Below are 19,004 nucleotides of genomic sequence, written 5' to 3'. Positions count from 1 at the left end.
GACTCCGTCAACCACCGGCTCCGGCCCCTTCGCGGGACGCCCACTCCCTTCTCCAGTGACTGTGAGGTGCAGGTCATGTCCGATCCCGTCGCACCGGCCCCCGTCCCCTCCGCGGACGAGGCGGCGGCGCTGGCCGCCGACGCCGTCGAGCTCTGCTCCCGGCTGATCCGCTTCGACACCAGCAACTTCGGCGGCGGCGAGAGCCGCGGCGAGCGGGCCTGCGCGGAGTGGGTCGCCGAGCAGCTGACCGACGCCGGCCTCAAACCGGTCGTGCTCGAGTCCGCTCCCGGCCGGGCGAGCACCGTCGTGCGCATCCCGGGCGAGGACCCGACCGCGCCGGCGCTGCTGGTCCACGGCCACCTCGACGTCGTGCCGGCCGAACCGTCCGACTGGGCGAGCTACCCCTTCTCCGGGGAGGTCCGCGACGGCGCGGTCTGGGGTCGCGGCGCGCTGGACATGAAGGACATGGACGCGATGATGCTCGCGTTCGTGCGCCACCTCGCCCGCACCGGGCAGCGTCCGCCGCGCGACCTGGTCTTCGCCTTCGTCGCCGACGAGGAGGACACCGGCGAGTACGGCGCCCGGTTCCTGGTGGAGCAGCACCCGGACCTGTTCGAGGGCGTCAACGCCGCGATCAGCGAGTCCGGCGGCCACAGCGTCCACCTGCCGGGCGGCGGGCGGCTCTACCCGATCGCCGCGGGTGAGCGCGGGAGCGCCTGGATGACCGTCACGGCGCGCGGCACCGCCGGACACGGCTCGCGCGGAAACGACGACAACGCACTGGTCAAGCTGGCCGCGGCGATCGGGCGATTCGACGCGCACGAGTGGCCGGTGCGGCTGGTGCCGGTGGTCGAGGCGCTGCTGGACGGCCTCTCCCGCCACCTGGGCGTCGACATCGACCCGACCGACCTCAGCGCGCTGGGCGCGGCCGCCGACCTGGTCTCCGGCACGCTGGCCAACTCGGTCAACCCGACCATGCTGCGGGCCGGTTACAAGCACAACGTGATCCCCAGCGAGGCCAGCGCCGCGCTGGACGGGCGGCTGCTGCCCGGCACCGCGACGGAGTTCTTCGCAACCGTCGACGCGCTGCTGGGCCCGGACCTCACCCGGACCGGCGACTTCCAGGCGCCGGTCAGCGCCGACCACACCACCGCGGACTTCGCCGCCATGGCCGCGGCGTTGCGCGCCCACGACCCGGAGGCGCTGGTCCTGCCCTACTGCATGACCGGCGGCACCGACGCCAAGGCGTTCGCCACCCTCGGGATCCCCGGCTTCGGCTTCGTGCCCGGCCGCACCCCCGCCGACTTCGACGCCTGGCAGTACGTCCACGGCGTCGACGAGCACGTGCTCACCGACAGCCTCGGCTTCGGCGCAAGCGTGCTGACCACCTATCTGATGACCCACCCCCGAGCATTCGCCTGACTTCCCCCGTCACCCTCACCCCCACGGAGACAGACATGGTTGTGCGCGAAAGCAGAAGAATCCGCGCGATGCTGGCCGCGGCCTGCGTCAGCGGCCTGCTCGTGGCCGGCCCCGCCGCCCTCGCCACCGCGACCGCCGCCCGGGCGGACTCCTCGACCGGCGCCACCTCGGGAACCACCCTGCGGGTCGCCATGGACAGTTCGGGCGTCGACACCCTCAACCCCTTCACCGCCTACTTCAACGGCGCGCTCGACCTGTTCGGCAGCATCTACCCCTCGCTGACCTCGATCGACGAGAACGGCGTGCCCGGCCCCTACCTGGCCGACTCGTGGACCCTGTCGCCCGACCACCTCACCTGGACCTTCAAGATCCACAGTGGGCTGAAGTGGAGCGACGGCCAGCCCCTGACGGCCGCCGACGCCGCCTGGACGCTCAACCTGATCATGACCAACACTGTCGCCGGCACGGCGAACGGCACCCTGGTCTCCAACTTCGCCTCGGTGACCGCCCCCGACGCCACCACACTGGTCATCAAGACCAAGCAGCCGCAGGCGAACGTCACCTACGTGAGCATCCCGGTCTCCGGCATCCCGATCGTGCCGCAGCACATCTGGCAGTCGCACGTCGCGGACCTGAAGGACTACAAGAACGACACGTTCCCCGTCGTCGGCTACGGCCCGTGGACGCTCACCGACTACCAGACGGACCAGTACGCCAAGCTCGACGCCAACAAGTCGTTCCTGCTCGGCGCGCCCAAGTACGACCACCTGATCGAGCAGCTCTACAAGGAGTCCGACGCGGCCGTCGCGGCGCTGAAGGCCGGTCAGCTCGACTACATCAACGGCGTCAACGCCACCCAGTTCTCCTCCCTGCAGCACACCGGGGGCATCACCACCGCGCAGGCCGCCGGTGACGGCTGGACCGGTCTGGAGCTCAACCCCGGCGCCAGGACCCGCTCGGGCAAGCCGATCGGCACCGGCAACCCGGCCCTTTCCGACCCGGTGCTGCGCCGCGCGATCGCGCAGGCGATCGACAAGAAGACGCTGGTCGCCAAGGTGATCGACGGTCAGGGCCAGGTGGCCGCGGGCTACCTGCCGCCCGCCTGGCCGCAGTGGAACTGGACACCGCAGGCGGGCGAGGAGCAGTCCTTCGACCCGGCCGCCGCGAACAAGATGCTCGACGCCGCGGGCTACAAGACCGGCGCCGACGGCATCCGCGTCGACCCGAAGACCGGCAAGCCGCTGAACCTGCGCCTGGGCATCCACTCCGACAGCTCCAACGACTCGGCCATCTCCACCTACCTGGTGGGCTGGCTCAAGGCGATCGGTGTCGGCGTCACCATCCAGCCGATGAGCATGACCGCACTCAACAGCGACCTGGGCAAGGGCGACTGGGACATGCTGATGGACTCCTGGACCACCGGCCCCGACCCGACGTACCTGCTCGGCATCCAGAGCTGCTCGACGCTGCCGGGCGACGACGGCAACGGCGGCAACACCGACGCCTTCTTCTGCGATCCGAACTACGACAAGCTCTTCGCCCAGCAGGCCACCATCTTCGACCCGGCGCAGCGCGCCCAGGTCGTCGGCCAGATGCAGGACATCCTCTACAAGGCCGACGTGGACCAGCTGTTCTACTACGCCACCAACAAGGTGGCGGCCTCCACCAAGGTCACCGGCCTGGTCACCGGCAAGCCGGACAACGGCTTCTACCCTGCTCAGACCAGCTTCTGGAGCTACCTGAAGGCCGCGCCGGTGGCGCAGAGCGCCTCCGCGTCCTCCGGGAGCAGCACCGGGACCTTCGTCGGTCTGGCCGGCGCCGTGGTCGTGGTCGGCGCCGGCGCGGTGGTCGTCCGCCGCCGTCGTGGGGCGGACGACCGTGAGTAGCCCTTCCGCCGTGGCGGAAGCCGTCGGCGCGGCACCCGACCCACGCCCCCGCCGGGCGTTCCGGGTGCCGCGCCCCGGCTACCTCGTCACCAAGCTCGCCGCCGCCGCCGTCAGCTTCGGCGTCACCCTGGTCATCGGCTTCGTCCTGTTCAACGTGATGCCCTCGGACCCGGTGCGCACCATGACCCGCGGCCGCCCGGTCAGCGAGGCCCAACTCGCGGCGCTGCGGGTCCAGCTCGGGCTGGACAAGCCGATCTGGGAGCGGTTCTTCGACTACGTCGGCAACACCCTGCACGGCAACCTCGGCTACTCCTGGGAGTACCAGCAGTCGGTGGCCTCCCTCACCCTCAGCCGGGTCGGGCCGACCCTGCTGCTGATGGGCACCTCCTTCGCGATCTCCGTCGTGCTGGGCCTGTGGCTCGGGATGCGCAGCGGCTGGCGCGCGGGCAGCCTGTTCGACCGGGTCACCTCCTCCACGGCGCTGACGCTGTGGTCGGTGCCGACCTTCTGGCTCGGCATGATCCTGCTGATCGTCTTCAGCGTCGGCATCGGCCCGATCCACGGCTTCCTGCCCACGGCCGGGATGAGCGACCCGACGCTGCCCCAGACCGGCATGACGCACTATCTGGACGTCGCCCGCCATCTGGTGCTGCCGGCGCTGACGATGGTCCTGGTCGTCTACGCCCAGTACGTCACGATCATGCGGTCCTCGATCATCGAGGAGAAGGGCAGCCCCTACCTGCTCACCGCCCGCGCCAAGGGCCTGACCGACGACGCCGTGCGCCGCCGCCACGCCCTGCCCAACGCGATGCTGCCCTCGGTCACCATGATCTTCATGCACCTCGGCGGCCTGATCAGCGGCGCGGTCACGGTCGAGGCCATCTTCTCCTGGCCGGGCCTGGGCGATCTGACCTACCAGGCCCTGACCATTCCCGACCTGCCGGTGCTCCAGGGCACCTTCATCGTCTTCAGCGCGAGTGTGATCATCATGAACCTGCTGGCCGACCTCGCATACCGGGTCCTCGACCCCCGGGTGCGCGCCCAGTGAGCGCCGCGCAGACGGCCACCGAGCCGGTCCACGCCGAGGCGCCCGCCGCCGCGCCCGTCCCGCCCCGCTTCGCCGCGGCGCGCCGCTTCGCCCGCGCCTTCCGGGGTCGCCCCGCCGGGGTGGCCGGGCTGTCGATCCTGCTGCTGTTCACCCTGCTCGCGCTCCTCGCCCCGGCCTTCATCGGACCGGACCAGCTGGACGTGACCAAGGTGAACGGACCGCTGCTGGCAGCCCCCAGCGGCTCCTACCCGCTGGGGACCGACCAGGCCGGCCGCAGCGTCCTGCTGCTGCTGATCTGGGGATCGCGCGAGTCGCTGGAGATCGGCGTCCTCGCCACCGTGCTGACCGTGGTCTTCGGCAGCGCGATCGGCATCGTCGCCGGGCACTTCGGCGGCTTCGTCGGACGCGCCCTGATGCACGTGACCGACTGGTTCATCGCCCTGCCGAGCCTGCCGCTGGCGATCTCGCTCGCGGCGGTGCTCGGCCAGGGCTCGGCCTCGATCACCATCGCGATCGCCGTCACCTCCTGGACGGCGACGGCCCGCCTGGTCCGCGCGCAGACCCTGGCGGTGGAGGCCCGCCCGTTCGTCGAGCGCGCCCGTGCGCTCGGCGCCGGGAACTGGCAGATCATGCTCCGTCAGGTGCTGCCCAACGTGATGCCGCTGATCCTGGTGTCCAGCACCCTGACCGTCGCCGGCTCGCTGCTGTCCGAGGCCACCCTCACCTTCCTGGGACTCGGCAGCCCGACCGACGTCACCTGGGGCGAGATGATCCACGACGCCTTCTTCGGCGGCGCGTTCACCGCGGACGCCTGGTGGTACCTGCTGCCGCCCGGCCTCGCGATCCTGGCGGTGGTGCTGGGCTTCACGCTCACCGGCCGCGCCGTGGAGCACGTGCTCGACCCGCGGATGGAGAACAAGTGATGACGACACCGACCGCCACCGCCTCACGCCCGCTGCTGGAGGTGCGCGATCTGCACGTAACCTACCGGCAGGGCGGCCAGGCCGTCCCCGCCGTCCGCGGCGTCGACTTCACCCTCGCGCCCGGCGACACCCTCGGCGTCGCCGGGGAGTCCGGCTGCGGCAAGTCCACGATGGCGCTCAGCCTGCTGCGGCTGCACGGCGACGCGGCGAAGGTCACCGGCGAGGTGCTCTTCGACGGCGAGAACCTGCTGACGACCAGCTGGTCCAAGCTGCGGGCGGTGCGCTGGGCCGGGGCCTCGGTGGTCTTCCAGGGCGCGATGAGCGCACTGAACCCCGTCCGCACCGTGCTCGACCAGATCGTCGAGCCGATGGTGCTGCACGACAGGGTCGGCCCCAAGGAGGCCGAACGCCGCGCGACGGAACTCCTGGACAGCGTCGGCATCCCCGCGCGGCGCATCCGCAGCTACCCGCACGAGTTCTCCGGCGGGCAGCGGCAGCGCGTGATGATCGCCATGGCGCTGGCCTGCCGCCCGGACCTGATCATCGCCGACGAGCCCACCACGGCGCTCGACGTGATGGTGCAGGCCCAGATCCTGGAACTGCTGGGCGAGCTGGTGCGCGAGTCGAGGATCGCGGTCATCATGATCACCCACGATCTCTCCCTGCTCGCCCACACCTGCGACCGGCTGGCCGTGATGTACGCGGGGCGGATCGTCGAGCTCGGCCCGTCCCGGCAGGTCCTGAAGGACCCGCAGCACCCCTACACCCGGTCCCTGTCCCAGGCGTTCCCGACCATCGGCGACCCCGCCTCCCGGCGGGCCCCCGCCGGTCTGCCCGGGGACCCGCCCCGGCCTGGCGAGAACGACCAGGGCTGCGCCTTCGCGCCGCGCTGCCCGGAGGCCGAGGAGTCCTGCCGCAGCGGGGAGCTGCTGCTGTGGCCCACCGGCCCCGGCCGTTCGGCGGCCTGCCGGCACGTCCCGCCCCAGCACGGAGGTACCTCGTGACTCCCATCCCCGACCGGTCCGGCGCCGAGGCCCGCGCCGACGTCCCGGCCCAGGTCCCCGCGCCGGAGCAGACGCCCGCGCTGGAGGCCCGCGACCTGTCCGTCGTCTACCCCGGCTCCCGCGGCCGCGGCCCGGCGCGCGCCGTGGACGGCGTCAACCTGCGCATCGGCAAGGGTGAGATCGTCGCCCTGATCGGCGAGTCCGGCTGCGGCAAGTCGACGCTCGCGCGGGCCCTGGTGGGCCTGGTCAGGCCGACCGGCGGTCAGGTCCTGTCCCAGGGCCGCCCGCTGGACTACTCGGCCAAGGCGCTCAAGCAGTACCGCCGCCACACCCAGCTCGTGCTGCAGGACCCGGGCGGCGCCCTCAACCCGAAGCAGAACGTCTACGACGCCGTGGCGCTCGGGCCGCGCCTGCACCGGCTCACCGAAGGGCTGCCCGAGCGGGTCCACGGGGCGTTGGCCCGGGCGGGGCTGCGCCCGCCCGAGGCGTTCGTCGGCCGCTACCCGCACGAGCTCTCCGGCGGCCAGCAGCAGCGTGCCGTCATCGCCGGCGTGCTCGCGCTCGACCCCATGGTCATGGTCGCCGACGAGCCGGTCGCCTCGCTCGACGCGTCGGTACGCGGCGAGATCCTCAAGCTGATCCTGCACCTGCGCGACGAGCTCGGGCTCTCCGCCCTGGTCGTCAGTCACGACCTCGGGCTGGCCTGGAACATCGCCGACCGGGTCGCCGTGATGTACCTGGGCCGCGTCGTCGAGCAGGGCACCGTGGAGGAGGTGCTGCTGCACCCGAAGCACCCCTACACCCAGGCCCTGCTGTCGGTGATCCCGAACGGCGCGGAGGACTGGCGTCCCACCCTGCTGACCGGCGAGCCGCCGGACCCGACCGCGATCCCGGCGGGCTGCCGCTTCCACCCGCGCTGCGGCCGCTGGGCCGCGGCGAGTGAGGCCGACCGGGCCGCGGCCGCGTGCGACCGACGCGAACTGCCCGTGCTGACTCCGGACGGCGCCCGCGCCGCCTGCCACCTGCTGGAACCGAACACCCTTCTCCCGGAGACGGTATGACTGGCACCACTCTGCTCCGCCCGCCCGCGCTGCGCCCCGGCGACACCGTCGCCGTCCTGTGCGGCAGCTCCCCCGTCGACGACCAGGACCACCTGGAGTCCGGCCTGCGCGCCCTGAACTCCGTGGGCCTCAAATCGGAGGTGTTCGCGACCGCCCGCGACACCGGCAGCATGTACCCCTACCTGGCCGGGACTGACGCCGAGCGCGCCGAGGACCTCACCCGGGCCCTCACCGACCCCCGCTACGCGGGCGTCCTGCTCGCCTGCGGCGGCTACGGCATGCAGCGCACGCTGGAACTGGTGGACTGGAGCCGGATCGACGCGGCCGCCCCCAAGGTCGTCGTCGGGTACTCCGACGTCACCGCGCTGCTGGAGGCCCTCGCGGCGAAGCTCGGCTGGGTCTCGCTGTTCGGGCCGATGGTTGCCTGCGGCGGCTTCTGGGAGGGGCCGGACGAGTACGACTTCCGCCAGCTGATGAAGCTGCTCTGCACGCCCGGGGACGTCAGGCAGCTGAGCTTCCCGGGTGCGCGCACCCTGGTGCCGGGCACGGCCGAGGGCGTCACCCTGGGCGGCACCGCCACTTTGCTCACGGCGAGCCTCGGCACCGACACCTCCTACCCGGCCCGCGACGCGATCCTGTTCCTGGAGGACGTCGACGAACTCCCCTTCCGGCTCGACCGCGTCTTCACGCAGATCCGCCGCGCCAAGGACTACCTCGACGGCGTCGCCGGGATCGTTCTGGGCACCTTCACCGAGTGCGGGGACCCCGCACACGTCGACCGGCTCCTCGCGGAGCGCTTCGGCGACTTGGGCGTGCCGGTGCTCGCCGGAGTGGACATCGGCCACAACACCGCGATGCAGACCTACCCGATCGGTGTCCGCGCCCGCCTCGACGCGGACCGGGGCACCCTCACCTTCCTGGACCAGGTGCTGGCCGAACGGCAGGACTGACTCCGCTCGTCGGCGGCGGCGCAGTACCGTTGCACGGTGATCCTCCCCAAGGTCCGCGACCCCCGGTTCATCACCATCCGCCGCGGCGGGACGCTCACCGACGCCGACCACCGGCTCCTCGCCCTGTGGGCGGCCGACTGCGCGGAGCACGTGCTGCCCCTGTTCGAGTCGGTGCAGTCGGCGGATCCGCGGCCGCGCCAGGCGATCGAACAGGTCCGGGCGTGGACCCGCGAGGAGATCCGGATGTCGGACTCCCGCGCCGCGGGCGGCCATGCCATGGCCGCAGCACGGGTGTTGACGGGCGCGGCCCGGCATGCGGCGTTCGCGGCCGGCCAGGCCGCGGTGGTGGCGCATGTCGCCGCGCACGAGCTGGGCGCCGCGGCCTACGCGATCAAGGCCGTGCGCGCGGCCGTACCGGTCGGCGAGGCCGAGGGTGCCGGACGTCGGGAGTGCCGCCGGCAGCGCGACCGGCTCCCGGAGGCGATCCGCGAGCTGGTCCTGGACGACCAGCGGCTGCGCAACGAGATCTGCTGGTCGGTCTTCGACGTCGTGGACTGAAGCCTCCCGGACACCCCTCGCGCACGCCTCTTCCGGACGCCCCCGCAGACCGGCGGGGGCGTCGTCGCGCGTCAGCGGGTCGGGGGCTGCCAGCCGTGGGCGAGGATGGCGAAGACCTCCTCGACGGCGGCCCGGCGGTCCTCCTGACGGCGGGCCAGGCCGGGAACGTCCAGCACGAAACGGGCCAGCGCCGTGCAGGCGAGGTCGTCGTGGCCGACGCCGAACTCGTCGGCGATGGCTGCGCCGAGGGTGTCGGCGTGCCGGGTCCACATGCGTTCCGCGTAGGCGCGCAGCGCGGGCGTGCCGTCCACGAGGCGGGTGAACTCCTCCGCCTGCGGGTGCGCCGCGATCGGCAGCCAGGTCGCGAGGACGTGTGCGCGCAGCGCGTCGATGACGCCCACACCTTCGGGCCGTTCCCGCACGACCGCGACCAGACCCGCGTCGGTGCTCTCCTCCTGGTCGAACACGAGGGCTTCCTTGCCCGGGTAGTGCTTGAACACCGTGGCCGTCGACACGTCCGCCGCCTCGGCGATCTCTTTGATGCTCACGTGGTCGTAGCCGCGTTCGAGGAAGAGGCGCAGGGCCGCGTCGGCGATCGACTGCCGGGTGGCGGCCTTCTTGCGCTCGCGGCGGCTGACAGCTGGTTCGGTCATACCGGCGAGCCTATCCGAAAGTGTCACCCGAAGATAAGTTGTCACGTTCTACTTTTCTACTTACTCTACTAAGGACGCATGGCTCGCAGCGAAAGGAACGACCTATGACCTCCTCCCCCCACCCCGGCCGCGCCAGGATCAGCATCGTCGGCGCCGGCCCCGGCGGGCTGACCTGCGCCCGCATCCTTCAGCGCCACGGCATCGCCGTCACCGTCCACGAGCGCGAGAGCGGCCCCGACGCCCGCGACCAGGGCGGCACGCTGGACCTGCACGCCGACAACGGCCAGCTCGCGCTGCGCGAGGCCGGCCTGCTCGACGAGTTCTTCGAGCTGGCGCGACCCGAGGGCCAGGAGATGCGGCACCTGGATCCGGCGGGCGCGATCACCGCCCATCAGATCCCCGGGCCCGACGACCTGTTCAAGCCGGAGATCGACCGGGGCCGGCTGCGCGACCTGCTGCTCGGCTCCCTCCAACCCGGCACGGTGCGGTGGGGCCGGCGCCTGGAAAGCATCACCGGGCCCGCGCGGGGGCCGCGGCTGCTGCACTTCACCGACGGCACCACCGTCGAGGCCGACTTGGTCGTCGGGGCCGACGGCGCCTCCTCCCGGGTGCGCCCGGCCCTCTCGCCGGCTGCGCCGCAGTACAGCGGCATCAGCTTCCTCGAGGCGTGGTTCTCGGACGTGGAGACCCGCCACCCCGAGATCGCCGCACTCGTCGGCCAGGGCGGCGCGCACGCCGCCGACGGCGAGCGAGCGATGTTCGCCCAGCGCAACGGCGACGACCACATCCGCGTCTACCTGATCCAGCGGGCGCCCGCCGACTGGATCGCCGCACGCGGCCTTGCGCCCGACGACACCGGCGCGATCCGCGCCCTGCTGCTGGACCGCTACGCGCACTGGTCACCCCGGATGCGGCAGCTGATCACCGACAACGACGGCCGCTACGTCGACCGTCCGATCCACGCCCTGCCCGCCCCCCACGCCTGGGAGCACCAGCCGACGGCGACCCTGCTCGGCGACGCGGCCCACCTCATGCCGCCCCTCGGCGTCGGCGTCAACCTCGCCATGCTCGACGCCGCCGATCTCGCCCGGGCCCTCGCCGACGCCGCGACCGTCGGCGACGCCGTCCGCGACTACGAGAACACCATGCTCCCCCGCTCGACCGACATCGCCCGAGCCCTCGAAGGCCGCGCCGCGGACCTCCTGGACCCGCCAACTCCTGACGACGCCTCAGGCAACGGCGACGAAGCGGAGCTGAGGACGGCGTGACACAGGAGGCTTCCCGCGCCGCGTTCCGGCTTCGACCGCGTCCGCACCGCCGTCCGCGCCCTGGCTTCGTGACCTGTCAGCGGCGCGCCCGATCGAGTGGGCTCGTCTCCGAGCTCGGGCAGGTCGGCGGGGGTGGCCCCGATCCCCTCGGTGACCTCGTCGGTCAACCAGTGCCAGCCCTTCCGGTCGGCGAAGGGAGGTCCGAGCCACGACCGCAGAGCGCACCTCGCGCCGGGCCGGCCAGCGATCGGGCTTGCGGCGCTGCGCGGCGGTCCCCCGCCGGCAGCGCCACAGTCCGTCGTCGTGTCAGGTTCGCTATGCGCAGGCGCCGTCGGCGGTCCACACCGCCCACGAGGTCGGGGCGCCGGGCACGGCACCGGTCGATCCGTAGGTCGCGGTGTAGTTCCTGCCGCTGTAGGAGACGACCGCGCCGGTCGTGTACGTGGTGGACGCGTTCCACGCCGCCGCGCAGGTCCCGCTGCTCGTCGGCGAGGGGCTGGCGCTGGCCGTGGGCGACGGGGTCGCGCTCGCGGTCGGGCTCGGGGAGGGCGACGTCGAGTGCGAGGGCGAGGCGGTCGGCGTGGGTCCGCCGCCGTGGGGGTCGGCGATGATGGTCACCGTCCTGGTCTGCACGCCCCAGTTGTTCGCCTGGTCGCCGGGGAGCCAGATGTCGACGGTGTCGTTCTGGATCCAGGTGCCGAGATCGGCGGCGTAGCAGGTGCCGTAGCCCGGTACGGTGAAGTACGTGCCCCACGGGATCACCCGCGGATCCGTTGCGCAGACCCCGAGCTGGGCGTTGTAGCCGGAGGCCGTCGCGCCGGTGTTGTCGTACGAGGTCACCATCATGGAGATCTGCGTCCCCGGCGCCGCGTCACCCGCGCCCGGCGCGATCGTCCCGTCCGCGCCGAGCCAGTAGGGAGCGGAGAGCCGGCCGAACGAGGCGTCCGAGTTGCTGGTGTCGTACATCGCCACGACGTCGTAGTACGCACCCTGGCAGGGCGCGGTGTCGGTGACGGTCAGCGGGCCGGTCTGGCCCCAGTAGCTGATGTACCCGACGTCCACGCCGTCGCGCCACACCTTGTAGGCCACGGCGTTCGGCACCGGGGCGACGGTGATGGTCACCTGCCCGTTCTGCAGCGAGCCGCTGATCGTGGGCGCAGCGGGCCGGGAGGTGAAGTCGACGGCCGGGGCGGTCTGCAGCGGCGGCACCCACGGGGTGGTGCTGCGGGCCGGCGGCGTGATCCCCGAAGCCCAGAAGGGGCAGGCGGGGAGTGAGCTCACCGCCGCCGCCTGCCGTGCGGCGGCGGCACCGGCGGAGGCGTTGGCGGAGGCGTTGGCGGAGGCGGGCGCGCCGAAGGACAGCACCCACAGAGTCACGACGGCCATGGCCGCCGCCGCCGTCGCCGTCGCGAACCATAACCGTGCGCGTCGAGGGAGATGGTGAGGCATGGGGGTGCTCCTTCGTGGCGGGGCGTGGGGGAAGAGACCCGCGGCACGTCCTGGCATGTACCCGCAGGCTCCGCGGCCCAGTGAACCCGAACCCGAAAGACACCGTCAAGGGGTCTAGACCAATATCGTCCAGACCAATCCGCCCGGCCTGACCGCCCCGGCGGTCCGTCGGTGGACCCGCGACGGTGGCCCCATCGGCCGCGCCCGGGGACCAGAGGTGTGAACCGACGGTGTGTCAGGGCCCAACAGAGCCATGACCCGGCCTCGCGTGACCCACAGTGGCGAGGGAAGCCGGCAGGCAACCCCCTACACGAGCGGAGGCCCGTTCATGGACGACGGCCGCACGATCCACCGGAGCCCGAGGGCCGAGCATCCTCGCAGCACCGGTGCGCCCAGCGCCGCCGCGTCGTCATCGGCCCCCCTGCGCCGACGCGGCCGGCAGGCGTTCGCCGTGGTCACGGCGGTGGCCCTGGTCCCGGCCGGGCTGATCGCGGCGGGCGCCCCTGCCGCGGCCGCCTCCCCCTGCGGCCTCGGCGTCCCGGTGGCTGTTGGGACGTACCGGGCCTGCGTCTACGAGCAGCCCGGCACCGCCCTGTTCACCGTACCCGCGGGCGTCTCCGAGGTCACCTTCGCCCTCGACGGCGCGCACGGCGGGCACGGGGCCGGCGTCGGCGGCGGCAGCGGCAACTTCGGAGCGGTCGGCGGCCGGGTGGTGACGTCGATCGGTGTGACGCCGGGACAGGTCCTCCAGATCAACGTGGGCGGGGTCGGCGGTCTGATCACCGGCGGATTCAACGGCGGCGGCGTCGGCGCCGACGGCATCGACGACTCCTCCGGCGCCGCGGGCGGCACGGGTGGCAGCGGTGGCGGAGGCGGAGCGTCGGACGTCCGCACCGCCCCCTACACGGTCAACGACCGGATCATCGTCGCCGCGGGCGGCGGGGGTGGCGGCGGCAACGGCGGCGGAGCGTATTACAAGAACGGCGGCCACGGCGGTGTCGGCGGCGCCGGTGGTGCCGACTTCCTGCGCGGCATGTCCGGCACCAACGGCCTCGCCGGCAACGACAGCAACACGCACAACGGCGGACAGGGCGGCGGGGGTCTCGCCGGCACCGGTGCCGGTGACACCGCCGCCGGTGTCGGCGGCGGCGGCGGTATCGCCGGCGGTGCGCCCCTCTCGCATGCGCACCCCGGCGTCGAGGGCGGATCCGGCAGACTCGGCGTCGGCGGCGACGGCGGCCGAGGAGGCGCCGGGCAGCACGGCGGCCCCGTCTACCCCGACGGCGGCAGCGGCGGAAGCGGCGGCGGAGGAGGCGGGGGTTACTACGGCGGAGGCGCCGGTGGCGGCGGTGGCGGCGGAGAGGGCGGAAGCACGGCCGCGACCGGCGGTGGGGGCGGCGGCGGAGGAGGAGGCAGCAGCTTCAGCCGCTCCGCTGCCACGTTCTCCCCCAGCCGGCTGCCGGACGACGGCCAGGTGACCGTCTCCTACACCGTGAAGGACGCGACCACCACCAGGCTCACCTCCAGCCCCAACCCCTCGGACGCGGGACAGACGGTGTTCTTCGCGGCGACCGTCTCGGGCGGGAGCACGACCCCCACCGGCACCGTGACCTTCGAGGAAAGCGGCAGGCCGATCGGCGTCCCGATGCGCCTGCTGCCCAGCGGCGAAGCCCTCCTGGCCCACACCTACACCCAGGGCGGCACGCACACCGTCACCGCCGTCTACAGCGGGGACAGCACCCACCAGGGCAGCACCAGCGCCCCGTTGACCCAGACGGTGCGGTGACCGCCGACGGTCACCATCGCCGTCCGTCCCTGACGCCGAAGCGGCGGCGCCCTACGCGTCCAGCAGCCCGTGGACCGACACCGGCGGGTGGAAGCAGGCGGTGACGGTCTTCCCGTCACCGCGGCGGCGGGCGTGCCAGTGATCGGCCACCGCGTCGACCAGGACCAGCCCCCTGCCGCCCGTCGCGTCCACACCCGCCTCGCGCGGAACCGGCAGGTGGCGGCTGCGATCGTGCACGCTCAGGCACAGACAGCGGCCGTCCCACAGCAGCACGAGTTCGGCGTCGCTGCACGCATGCACGTGCGCGTTCGTCACCAGCTCCGACACCGCCAGCACCACGGCGTCCGCTGTCTCCGGGGCTTCGCGGTCCCATCCGAGGAGGTGCAGGTGCTCCCGCGCCCACTCCCGGCCCGCCCTGACGCCGGAGCTCACCGGCAACCGCTGCGCCCAGCCCACCGCCCGCACGTCGACCACCGTCCCGATCACGACTCATCCTTGCCGGTGCGTCTGCCCGCCCGGGCCGTGGGTATGTACGGGCGAGGACCTCAGGCGCCCTGCGCATCCGGCTCGGCGACACCGGGGGCGAGGTCAAGGCCCAACTCCCGTTCCAGCTCCTGGATCCGGCGCTCCCGCTGCGCCTCAGGCGCCCGCTGCGCAGCGGGCGCCTGAGGCGCAGCGGGCGCCTGGTGCAGCACGGCGACCGCGACCAGACGGCGCGCGAGCAGCAGCGGAGCGCTCACCGGCCAGGAGCAGCCGACGAGCAACGCGATGGCCTTCGCCTGCTCGCGCTCCTGACGCTGGAACTGGCGTTCCCCGGCGGCGTCCGAGCTGCCTTGGGCGCGCCTGGCCAGGAAGGCCGCGCGCTGACGGGCGAAGACGCAGTGGGCGGTCCAGAGTGCGACCGCCGCGTAACCCGTCAGAGCAATCACCACGAGCACGGCCGCGCCCTCCCTCCTCGGACCACCGGTCTCCCGCGCCTACCCCCGATCCGCGCCAGAAACCGTCCGCACCACGGGCATCGGCGACCTCACCGCATGCCGCAGCGCCCGGCCGCCGCCGAGGGCGGCCGGGCGCTGCGCGAGAGGTGGAATCGGCGTCAGCCGGTGAAGGCCGTCAGGCCGTTCGGGGTGCCGAGGCCCGTCGGGCCGTCGTAGCCGGGTTCCGCGTGGCACAGGTAGGCGGGCGAGCAGCTGCTGGTGGACCCGCTGGTCACGTCGTTCAGTGCCGAGGCGTGGGCGTACAGGTCCGCCGCCGGGACGGCCGCGGTGTGCGCGCCGGCGTCCGCGTAGACGGCCGCGATCAGCGGGGACGCCACGCTGGTGCCGCCGTAGACGTTCCAGCCGCTCGCGCCGAAGGTCTGGTAGACGGCGACGCCGGTGGCCGGGTCGGCGACGGCGGAGACGTCGGCGACGGTGCGCTTGGCGCAGCCGGTGTCCTTCTGCCAGGTCGGCTTGGCGTCGTAGGCGGAGCAGCCGGAGCCCGCGCCCTCGGTGCTGCTGGTCGACCAGACGCTCTCGCTCCAACCACGGGAGTTGGACGCCTTGTTCAGCGCGGTCCCGCCCACGGCGGTGACGTACTTCGAAGCGGCGGGGTACTCCACGCCGTAGCCGCTGTCCCCCGAGGAGGCGGTGATGGCGACGCCGGGGTGGTTGAAGTACGTCGAGTCGTAGGAGGTGTCGGTGGCGGACTCGGAGCCGCCGTAGCTGTTGGAGATCTCCGTCGCGCCGAGCTTGGCCGCCTCGTTGACCGAGGCGCCCAGGTTGGCCATGGACGCGGTCTTGGCCTCGACCAGGATGATGTGGGCCTTGGGGGCGATGGCGGAGACCATGTCCAGGTCGAGCGAGATCTCGCCCGCCCAGCCCGAGTTGTTCCCGGGCAGGCCGGTGGTGCTGCCGGTCTGGCTGACCTGCTTGAAGCAGCCGGTGGCCTTGGTGCAGCCCGGCAGCCCGTACTTGGCACGGTAGGCCGCCATGTCGGCGCCCGCCTTGGGGTCGTTGTAGGCGTCGACGATGGCCACGGTCTGCCCCGCGCCGCCGTTGGCCGCGATGTTGTACGCGGAGCGCAGGTCCGAGGGGCCGTAGCCCGAGGGGGCCGCGTGCGGGGTGGCGCCCTCGGCCCGCATGCTCTCGGCCGCGTTGGTGACCCGCAGGGCGTCGCAGTAGGCGTGACCGGGCGTCAGGTCGACGGAGCAGGAGCGGGCCCAGGCGACGGCGGGGTGCGCCGTCGTAGGGCCGGCGGCGAGAGCGGGCGTCGCGGCGAGCATGCCGGACAGGGCCAGCGCGGCCGACCCGAGCAACGGGACGGCGCTGCGGCGAAGGGGGGCGGCTATCGGGTGGGAACGCAACGTACGGCCTCCAGAGTCGAGTGGAATCGGGGGCGTGCAGGACGTGCAGGTCCACGGTTTGACGACGAGCCGGTTGCCACCCCCTGTCGGGGTGGCTTCGGAAACGTAGCAAGGCGGTTCGGGGGTGACAACGCGCAGGGGTGTGGTTCCACCGGGCTGTCGTGTGGAGATCTGTCGGGTGGAGACCGGGCGCGGTCCGAAGGGCGGCGTCCGGTGGGCGCGTACGGGTCAGGCCGAGAGGACCGGGCCTTCGGCGAGGTCGAGTTGGGCCGTCGCGGCGCCGGTCACCGGGTTCCTGGCGCTGTCCATGAACTGCCCGACCCAGCTCTTGGGCATCGGCGCGCCGTGGTTGTGGACCAGGTTCCCTGCGTACTGACCACCGCCGTGCGCGGCGAGCACGTCGGCGGTGAAGCCGCAGAAGTGCGCGAAGCAGGCTGTCGTGGTCGAGCCGTCGAGGTCGAGGACGTTGCCGGTGAGCAGCGCGGCCGGGTCGCGCCCGGCGGTGGCGAGGGACTCGCCGAACGAGATGGCGGCCTTCCCGCCGAGCGCGCGGAAGTAGTTCCCGACTGCCTGGAGGCCGCGCCCGTGGCAGTCGATGTGGGCGTCCGCGCACAGGTCGAAGTAGCAGCCCTCGACACGCAGGGTCCACGGTGTGCCGGCGAGGCCGTAGGTGATGTGGCTCGCCCCCTCGGCGGAGGAGAAGTGGCAGTCGGTGACGGACCAACCGCCCGCGCCCGCCAGGGTGGGGCCGAGCTGGACGGCGTGGTTGTGGCCGTTGACCTGGCAGCCGCTGACCCTGCCGTCGGTGCTGCCCCCGCCGGGGTGGGCCGTGGAGAGGCCGTCGGCCAGGACGAAGGTGCCCGCGCCGTAGGAGGAGCAGAACAGCACGCGTCCGTTGACGGCGAACCAGTTGTCGGTCCCGGACGACAGGAAGCGCAGGAAGCCTCCCGTGCCGTCCGGGTCGCCGCCGCCGGGGTAGCCGCTGAAGCCCGGTGAGCCGCAGTACAGGTCCCGGCAGTTGACGAAAGTGACGTCGGAGGTGTCGATGACGGTCGCGCCCCACATGCCCACCACCGCTCCCCCGCCCGGTGCGGTGCCGAGGAAGCCGAGGCCGTCGACGGTCAGACCGTGCGGATTGGCGGCGACGAAGGCGCCGTCGCCGCTGACGCCGACGCTCAGCAGGCCGGTGGTTGCGGTGTCGAGGGGCGCGAGGACCGAGCCGGTCAGGGTGGCGACGGCGGGGGCGTCGGAGTCCTTGAGCGTGCTGCGGCCGGTCAGCGCGGCCACGCCGCCGGGGACGACGACGCCGGTGGTGCGGTAGCAGCCGCCCGGCGCGGGCGGGAACCAGACCTCGGAGCCCGGGACCGCTCCGGCGGCGGTGAGCGCCTTCTGGATGGCGCGGGTGTCGTCGGTGTGTCCGTCGCCCCGCGCGCCATAGGCCGTCACGTCGAACACGGTGGGGTCCGCGACCCCCGACCCGGCCTGCGGCGTCGCGAGCGGAGCAGCGGCTGTGGCTGCCGCCGCGGCTCTGGCCGGTGTGGCGCGGGTGGCGGTGAGACCGAGACCCAGTCCGGCGCCGACCGCGCCGAGGGCGAGGCTGCGGCGGCGCGTCAGCGCGGGGGCACGGGCGGCGGGCGCGTCTTCTTCACCCGTGTCGAGCGGCGTCCAGGGCATCGCGGGGTCCTTTCGTGGGGGCCAAGAGCCGGACGGGCCTTTCGTGCGGTCAGCCGTCGACGGCGCGTGCGACGGTAAGGGCGGTCTGCGGGAGCGGGCCGGTGCATCGGGGGCAGGCGGCCCCGGCCGCCGGGTCGTTGAGCCAGAAGCCGTCGACGTCGCCGCGGACGGCCTGGGCGGCGCGCGTGATCGCGGCAGCGCTAACCGCCTGGCCGGAAGGGTTGGTGCTGATCCCGGCCAGCACGCGGATGTCCGGGTTGGCGCTGCGGGCCTGCGCGGCGGCGGCGCGGACGAAGGCGGCGAACTTCGCGGGGTCCGCCTCGGCTCCCTGGCTCTGAATGTCGAGCACGTCGGCGGAGGGGGCGAGCTGTCCGAACAGGCCGGCGTCGAGCAGGGCGCCGAAGGTCCCCCTGCCGCCGCTGGAGCCCGGCCGCAGGACGGAGGCGAGGTCGGTGGAGGGGGCGGCGAGGAAGACCAGATGGTGGCGGTGCGTCAGCTGGGCGGCCAGCCGGTCGTAGCGGGCCGGGTCGGCCTGCTCGGCGGCGGGTGTCATCCCCCAGTGCTCGTTGTCGTAGAGCACAGCGCGGATGCGCGGGTCGACGCGGTTTTCTGCGAACGCGGCACGCAGGTCGCGGTAGCTGGTGAAGTCGGCCGTGGGCGTGCTGCTCCAGCCGGAGGGGATCTGCCAGCTCCCGGTGCCGGTCAGCACATACGTGCGCGGGGAGTCGAAGGCACGGGTCGCGGCGGCGCGGTCGGTGGCGAGCAGACGCGCCAGTGTCTGCCCGCTGACGATCCAGAACGGTCCACTGCCGCCGGTCGCGACGCCTGCTCCGGGCGCGGAGGCCGTCGGCGGGCGCGGCACGGTCGCGTGGCCTCGGGCGTGGCCGGCCGAGCAGCCGGTCGTCAGCGCGAGCAGCAGGACGGCGGCCAGGACGACGCGCACCGGTCCACGGGGGTTCGTCCAGAGAGCGGGCATCC

General features: G+C 73.2%; 17 protein-coding genes. 10 read left to right on the top strand and 7 right to left on the bottom strand.

Annotation, left to right across the window (positions count from 1 at the left end; translation table 11 throughout):
- Positions 1 to 75: 75 nt before the first annotated feature.
- The 8 genes from TR49_RS15920 to TR49_RS15885 all read left to right on the top strand — a co-directional run bounded on the left by TR49_RS15920 (position 76) and on the right by TR49_RS15885 (position 8,852).
- Positions 76 to 1,422: a M20/M25/M40 family metallo-hydrolase gene (locus TR49_RS15920; RefSeq protein ID WP_042382205.1), complete on the top strand. Its 1,347-nt coding sequence runs from the start codon at positions 76 to 78 to the stop codon at positions 1,420 to 1,422.
- 35 nt (positions 1,423 to 1,457) lie between these two features.
- Entirely contained in the window at positions 1,458 to 3,308 is a 1,851-nt protein-coding gene (locus tag TR49_RS15915; protein WP_042382203.1) for an ABC transporter substrate-binding protein, read from the top strand.
- A 10-nt stretch (positions 3,309 to 3,318) separates the two neighbouring features.
- Entirely contained in the window at positions 3,319 to 4,356 is a 1,038-nt protein-coding gene (locus tag TR49_RS15910) for an ABC transporter permease (protein WP_052434337.1), read from the top strand.
- On the top strand, positions 4,353 to 5,279 hold the full coding sequence (locus TR49_RS15905) for an ABC transporter permease (RefSeq protein ID WP_042382199.1): 927 nt from the start codon (positions 4,353 to 4,355) through the stop codon (positions 5,277 to 5,279). Before TR49_RS15910 ends, TR49_RS15905 begins: the two co-directional genes overlap by 4 nt.
- Positions 5,279 to 6,283 carry an ABC transporter ATP-binding protein gene (locus TR49_RS15900; RefSeq protein ID WP_042382197.1) on the top strand — a complete coding sequence of 335 codons (1,005 nt, stop codon included), beginning with the start codon at positions 5,279 to 5,281 and terminating at the stop codon, positions 6,281 to 6,283. Before TR49_RS15905 ends, TR49_RS15900 begins: the two co-directional genes overlap by 1 nt.
- Positions 6,284 to 6,363: 80 nt before the next feature.
- On the top strand, positions 6,364 to 7,344 hold the full coding sequence (locus TR49_RS15895; protein WP_042382362.1) for an ABC transporter ATP-binding protein: 981 nt from the start codon (positions 6,364 to 6,366) through the stop codon (positions 7,342 to 7,344).
- Complete coding sequence (locus TR49_RS15890; RefSeq protein ID WP_042382195.1) at positions 7,341 to 8,294, top strand: S66 peptidase family protein; 954 nt, start codon at positions 7,341 to 7,343, stop codon at positions 8,292 to 8,294. Before TR49_RS15895 ends, TR49_RS15890 begins: the two co-directional genes overlap by 4 nt.
- Positions 8,295 to 8,330: 36 nt before the next feature.
- Complete coding sequence (locus TR49_RS15885) at positions 8,331 to 8,852, top strand: putative immunity protein (protein WP_042382194.1); 522 nt, start codon at positions 8,331 to 8,333, stop codon at positions 8,850 to 8,852.
- Between the two features lie 71 nt (positions 8,853 to 8,923).
- Here TR49_RS15885 and TR49_RS15880 read toward each other — a convergent pair whose 3' ends face one another.
- A complete protein-coding gene (locus tag TR49_RS15880) occupies positions 8,924 to 9,505 on the bottom strand; it encodes a TetR/AcrR family transcriptional regulator (RefSeq protein ID WP_042382192.1) in 582 nt (193 codons plus the stop codon).
- Positions 9,506 to 9,609: 104 nt separating this feature from the next.
- On the opposite strand from TR49_RS15880, the gene TR49_RS15875 reads away from it, so the two are divergent.
- Positions 9,610 to 10,773: an FAD-dependent oxidoreductase gene (locus TR49_RS15875; RefSeq protein WP_042382190.1), complete on the top strand. Its 1,164-nt coding sequence runs from the start codon at positions 9,610 to 9,612 to the stop codon at positions 10,771 to 10,773.
- A gap of 315 nt (positions 10,774 to 11,088) precedes the next feature.
- Here TR49_RS15875 and TR49_RS15870 read toward each other — a convergent pair whose 3' ends face one another.
- Positions 11,089 to 12,159, bottom strand: coding sequence for a 3D domain-containing protein (locus tag TR49_RS15870; RefSeq protein WP_052434336.1), 1,071 nt, complete (start codon positions 12,157 to 12,159; stop codon positions 11,089 to 11,091).
- 391 nt (positions 12,160 to 12,550) lie between these two features.
- Here TR49_RS15870 and TR49_RS46410 point away from each other — a divergent pair, with 391 nt between their 5' ends.
- The gene (locus tag TR49_RS46410; RefSeq protein WP_052434335.1) at positions 12,551 to 14,008 is read left to right on the top strand and encodes an Ig-like domain-containing protein; all 1,458 of its coding nucleotides are present in this window, start codon (positions 12,551 to 12,553) and stop codon (positions 14,006 to 14,008) included.
- A 51-nt stretch (positions 14,009 to 14,059) separates the two neighbouring features.
- On the opposite strand, the gene TR49_RS15860 is transcribed toward TR49_RS46410, so the two are convergent.
- From TR49_RS15860 to TR49_RS15845, 5 genes are all read right to left on the bottom strand, one after another.
- Positions 14,060 to 14,494, bottom strand: coding sequence for an ATP-binding protein (locus TR49_RS15860; protein ID WP_236653380.1), 435 nt, complete (start codon positions 14,492 to 14,494; stop codon positions 14,060 to 14,062).
- A gap of 59 nt (positions 14,495 to 14,553) precedes the next feature.
- Positions 14,554 to 14,946 (bottom strand): hypothetical protein, encoded by a 393-nt coding sequence (locus tag TR49_RS39990; RefSeq protein ID WP_052434334.1) that lies wholly within the window; start codon positions 14,944 to 14,946, stop codon positions 14,554 to 14,556.
- A 158-nt stretch (positions 14,947 to 15,104) separates the two neighbouring features.
- Entirely contained in the window at positions 15,105 to 16,352 is a 1,248-nt protein-coding gene (locus TR49_RS15855) for a S53 family peptidase (RefSeq protein WP_052434333.1), read from the bottom strand.
- Between the two features lie 228 nt (positions 16,353 to 16,580).
- Positions 16,581 to 18,026 carry a glycosyl hydrolase family 28-related protein gene (locus TR49_RS15850; protein ID WP_042382187.1) on the bottom strand — a complete coding sequence of 482 codons (1,446 nt, stop codon included), beginning with the start codon at positions 18,024 to 18,026 and terminating at the stop codon, positions 16,581 to 16,583.
- A 49-nt stretch (positions 18,027 to 18,075) separates the two neighbouring features.
- A complete protein-coding gene (locus tag TR49_RS15845) occupies positions 18,076 to 19,002 on the bottom strand; it encodes a hypothetical protein (RefSeq protein ID WP_152627290.1) in 927 nt (308 codons plus the stop codon).
- Positions 19,003 to 19,004: the final 2 nt, after the last annotated feature.

The organism is Streptacidiphilus melanogenes (assembly GCF_000787835.1).
GTDB classification, from domain to species: Bacteria; Actinomycetota; Actinomycetes; order Streptomycetales; family Streptomycetaceae; genus Streptacidiphilus; species Streptacidiphilus melanogenes.
This window is presented reverse-complemented; position numbering and strand designations above follow the sequence as displayed.

Bases quoted from the DNA above. Each gene is read 5' to 3' on its own strand.
- TR49_RS15850 (WP_042382187.1), bottom strand. From the start codon at position 18,026: ATGCCCTGGACGCCGCTCGACACGGGTGAAGAAGACGCGCCCGCCGCC.
- TR49_RS15880 (WP_042382192.1), bottom strand. From the start codon at position 9,505: ATGACCGAACCAGCTGTCAGCCGCCGCGAGCGCAAGAAGGCCGCCACC.
- TR49_RS15900 (WP_042382197.1), top strand. From the start codon at position 5,279: ATGACGACACCGACCGCCACCGCCTCACGCCCGCTGCTGGAGGTGCGC.
- TR49_RS15870 (WP_052434336.1), bottom strand. From the start codon at position 12,159: ATGGCCGTCGTGACTCTGTGGGTGCTGTCCTTCGGCGCGCCCGCCTCC.
- TR49_RS46410 (WP_052434335.1), top strand. From the start codon at position 12,551: ATGGACGACGGCCGCACGATCCACCGGAGCCCGAGGGCCGAGCATCCT.
- TR49_RS15875 (WP_042382190.1), top strand. From the start codon at position 9,610: ATGACCTCCTCCCCCCACCCCGGCCGCGCCAGGATCAGCATCGTCGGC.
- TR49_RS15890 (WP_042382195.1), top strand. From the start codon at position 7,341: ATGACTGGCACCACTCTGCTCCGCCCGCCCGCGCTGCGCCCCGGCGAC.
- TR49_RS15915 (WP_042382203.1), top strand. From the start codon at position 1,458: ATGGTTGTGCGCGAAAGCAGAAGAATCCGCGCGATGCTGGCCGCGGCC.
- TR49_RS15845 (WP_152627290.1), bottom strand. From the start codon at position 19,002: ATGCCCGCTCTCTGGACGAACCCCCGTGGACCGGTGCGCGTCGTCCTG.
- TR49_RS15920 (WP_042382205.1), top strand. From the start codon at position 76: ATGTCCGATCCCGTCGCACCGGCCCCCGTCCCCTCCGCGGACGAGGCG.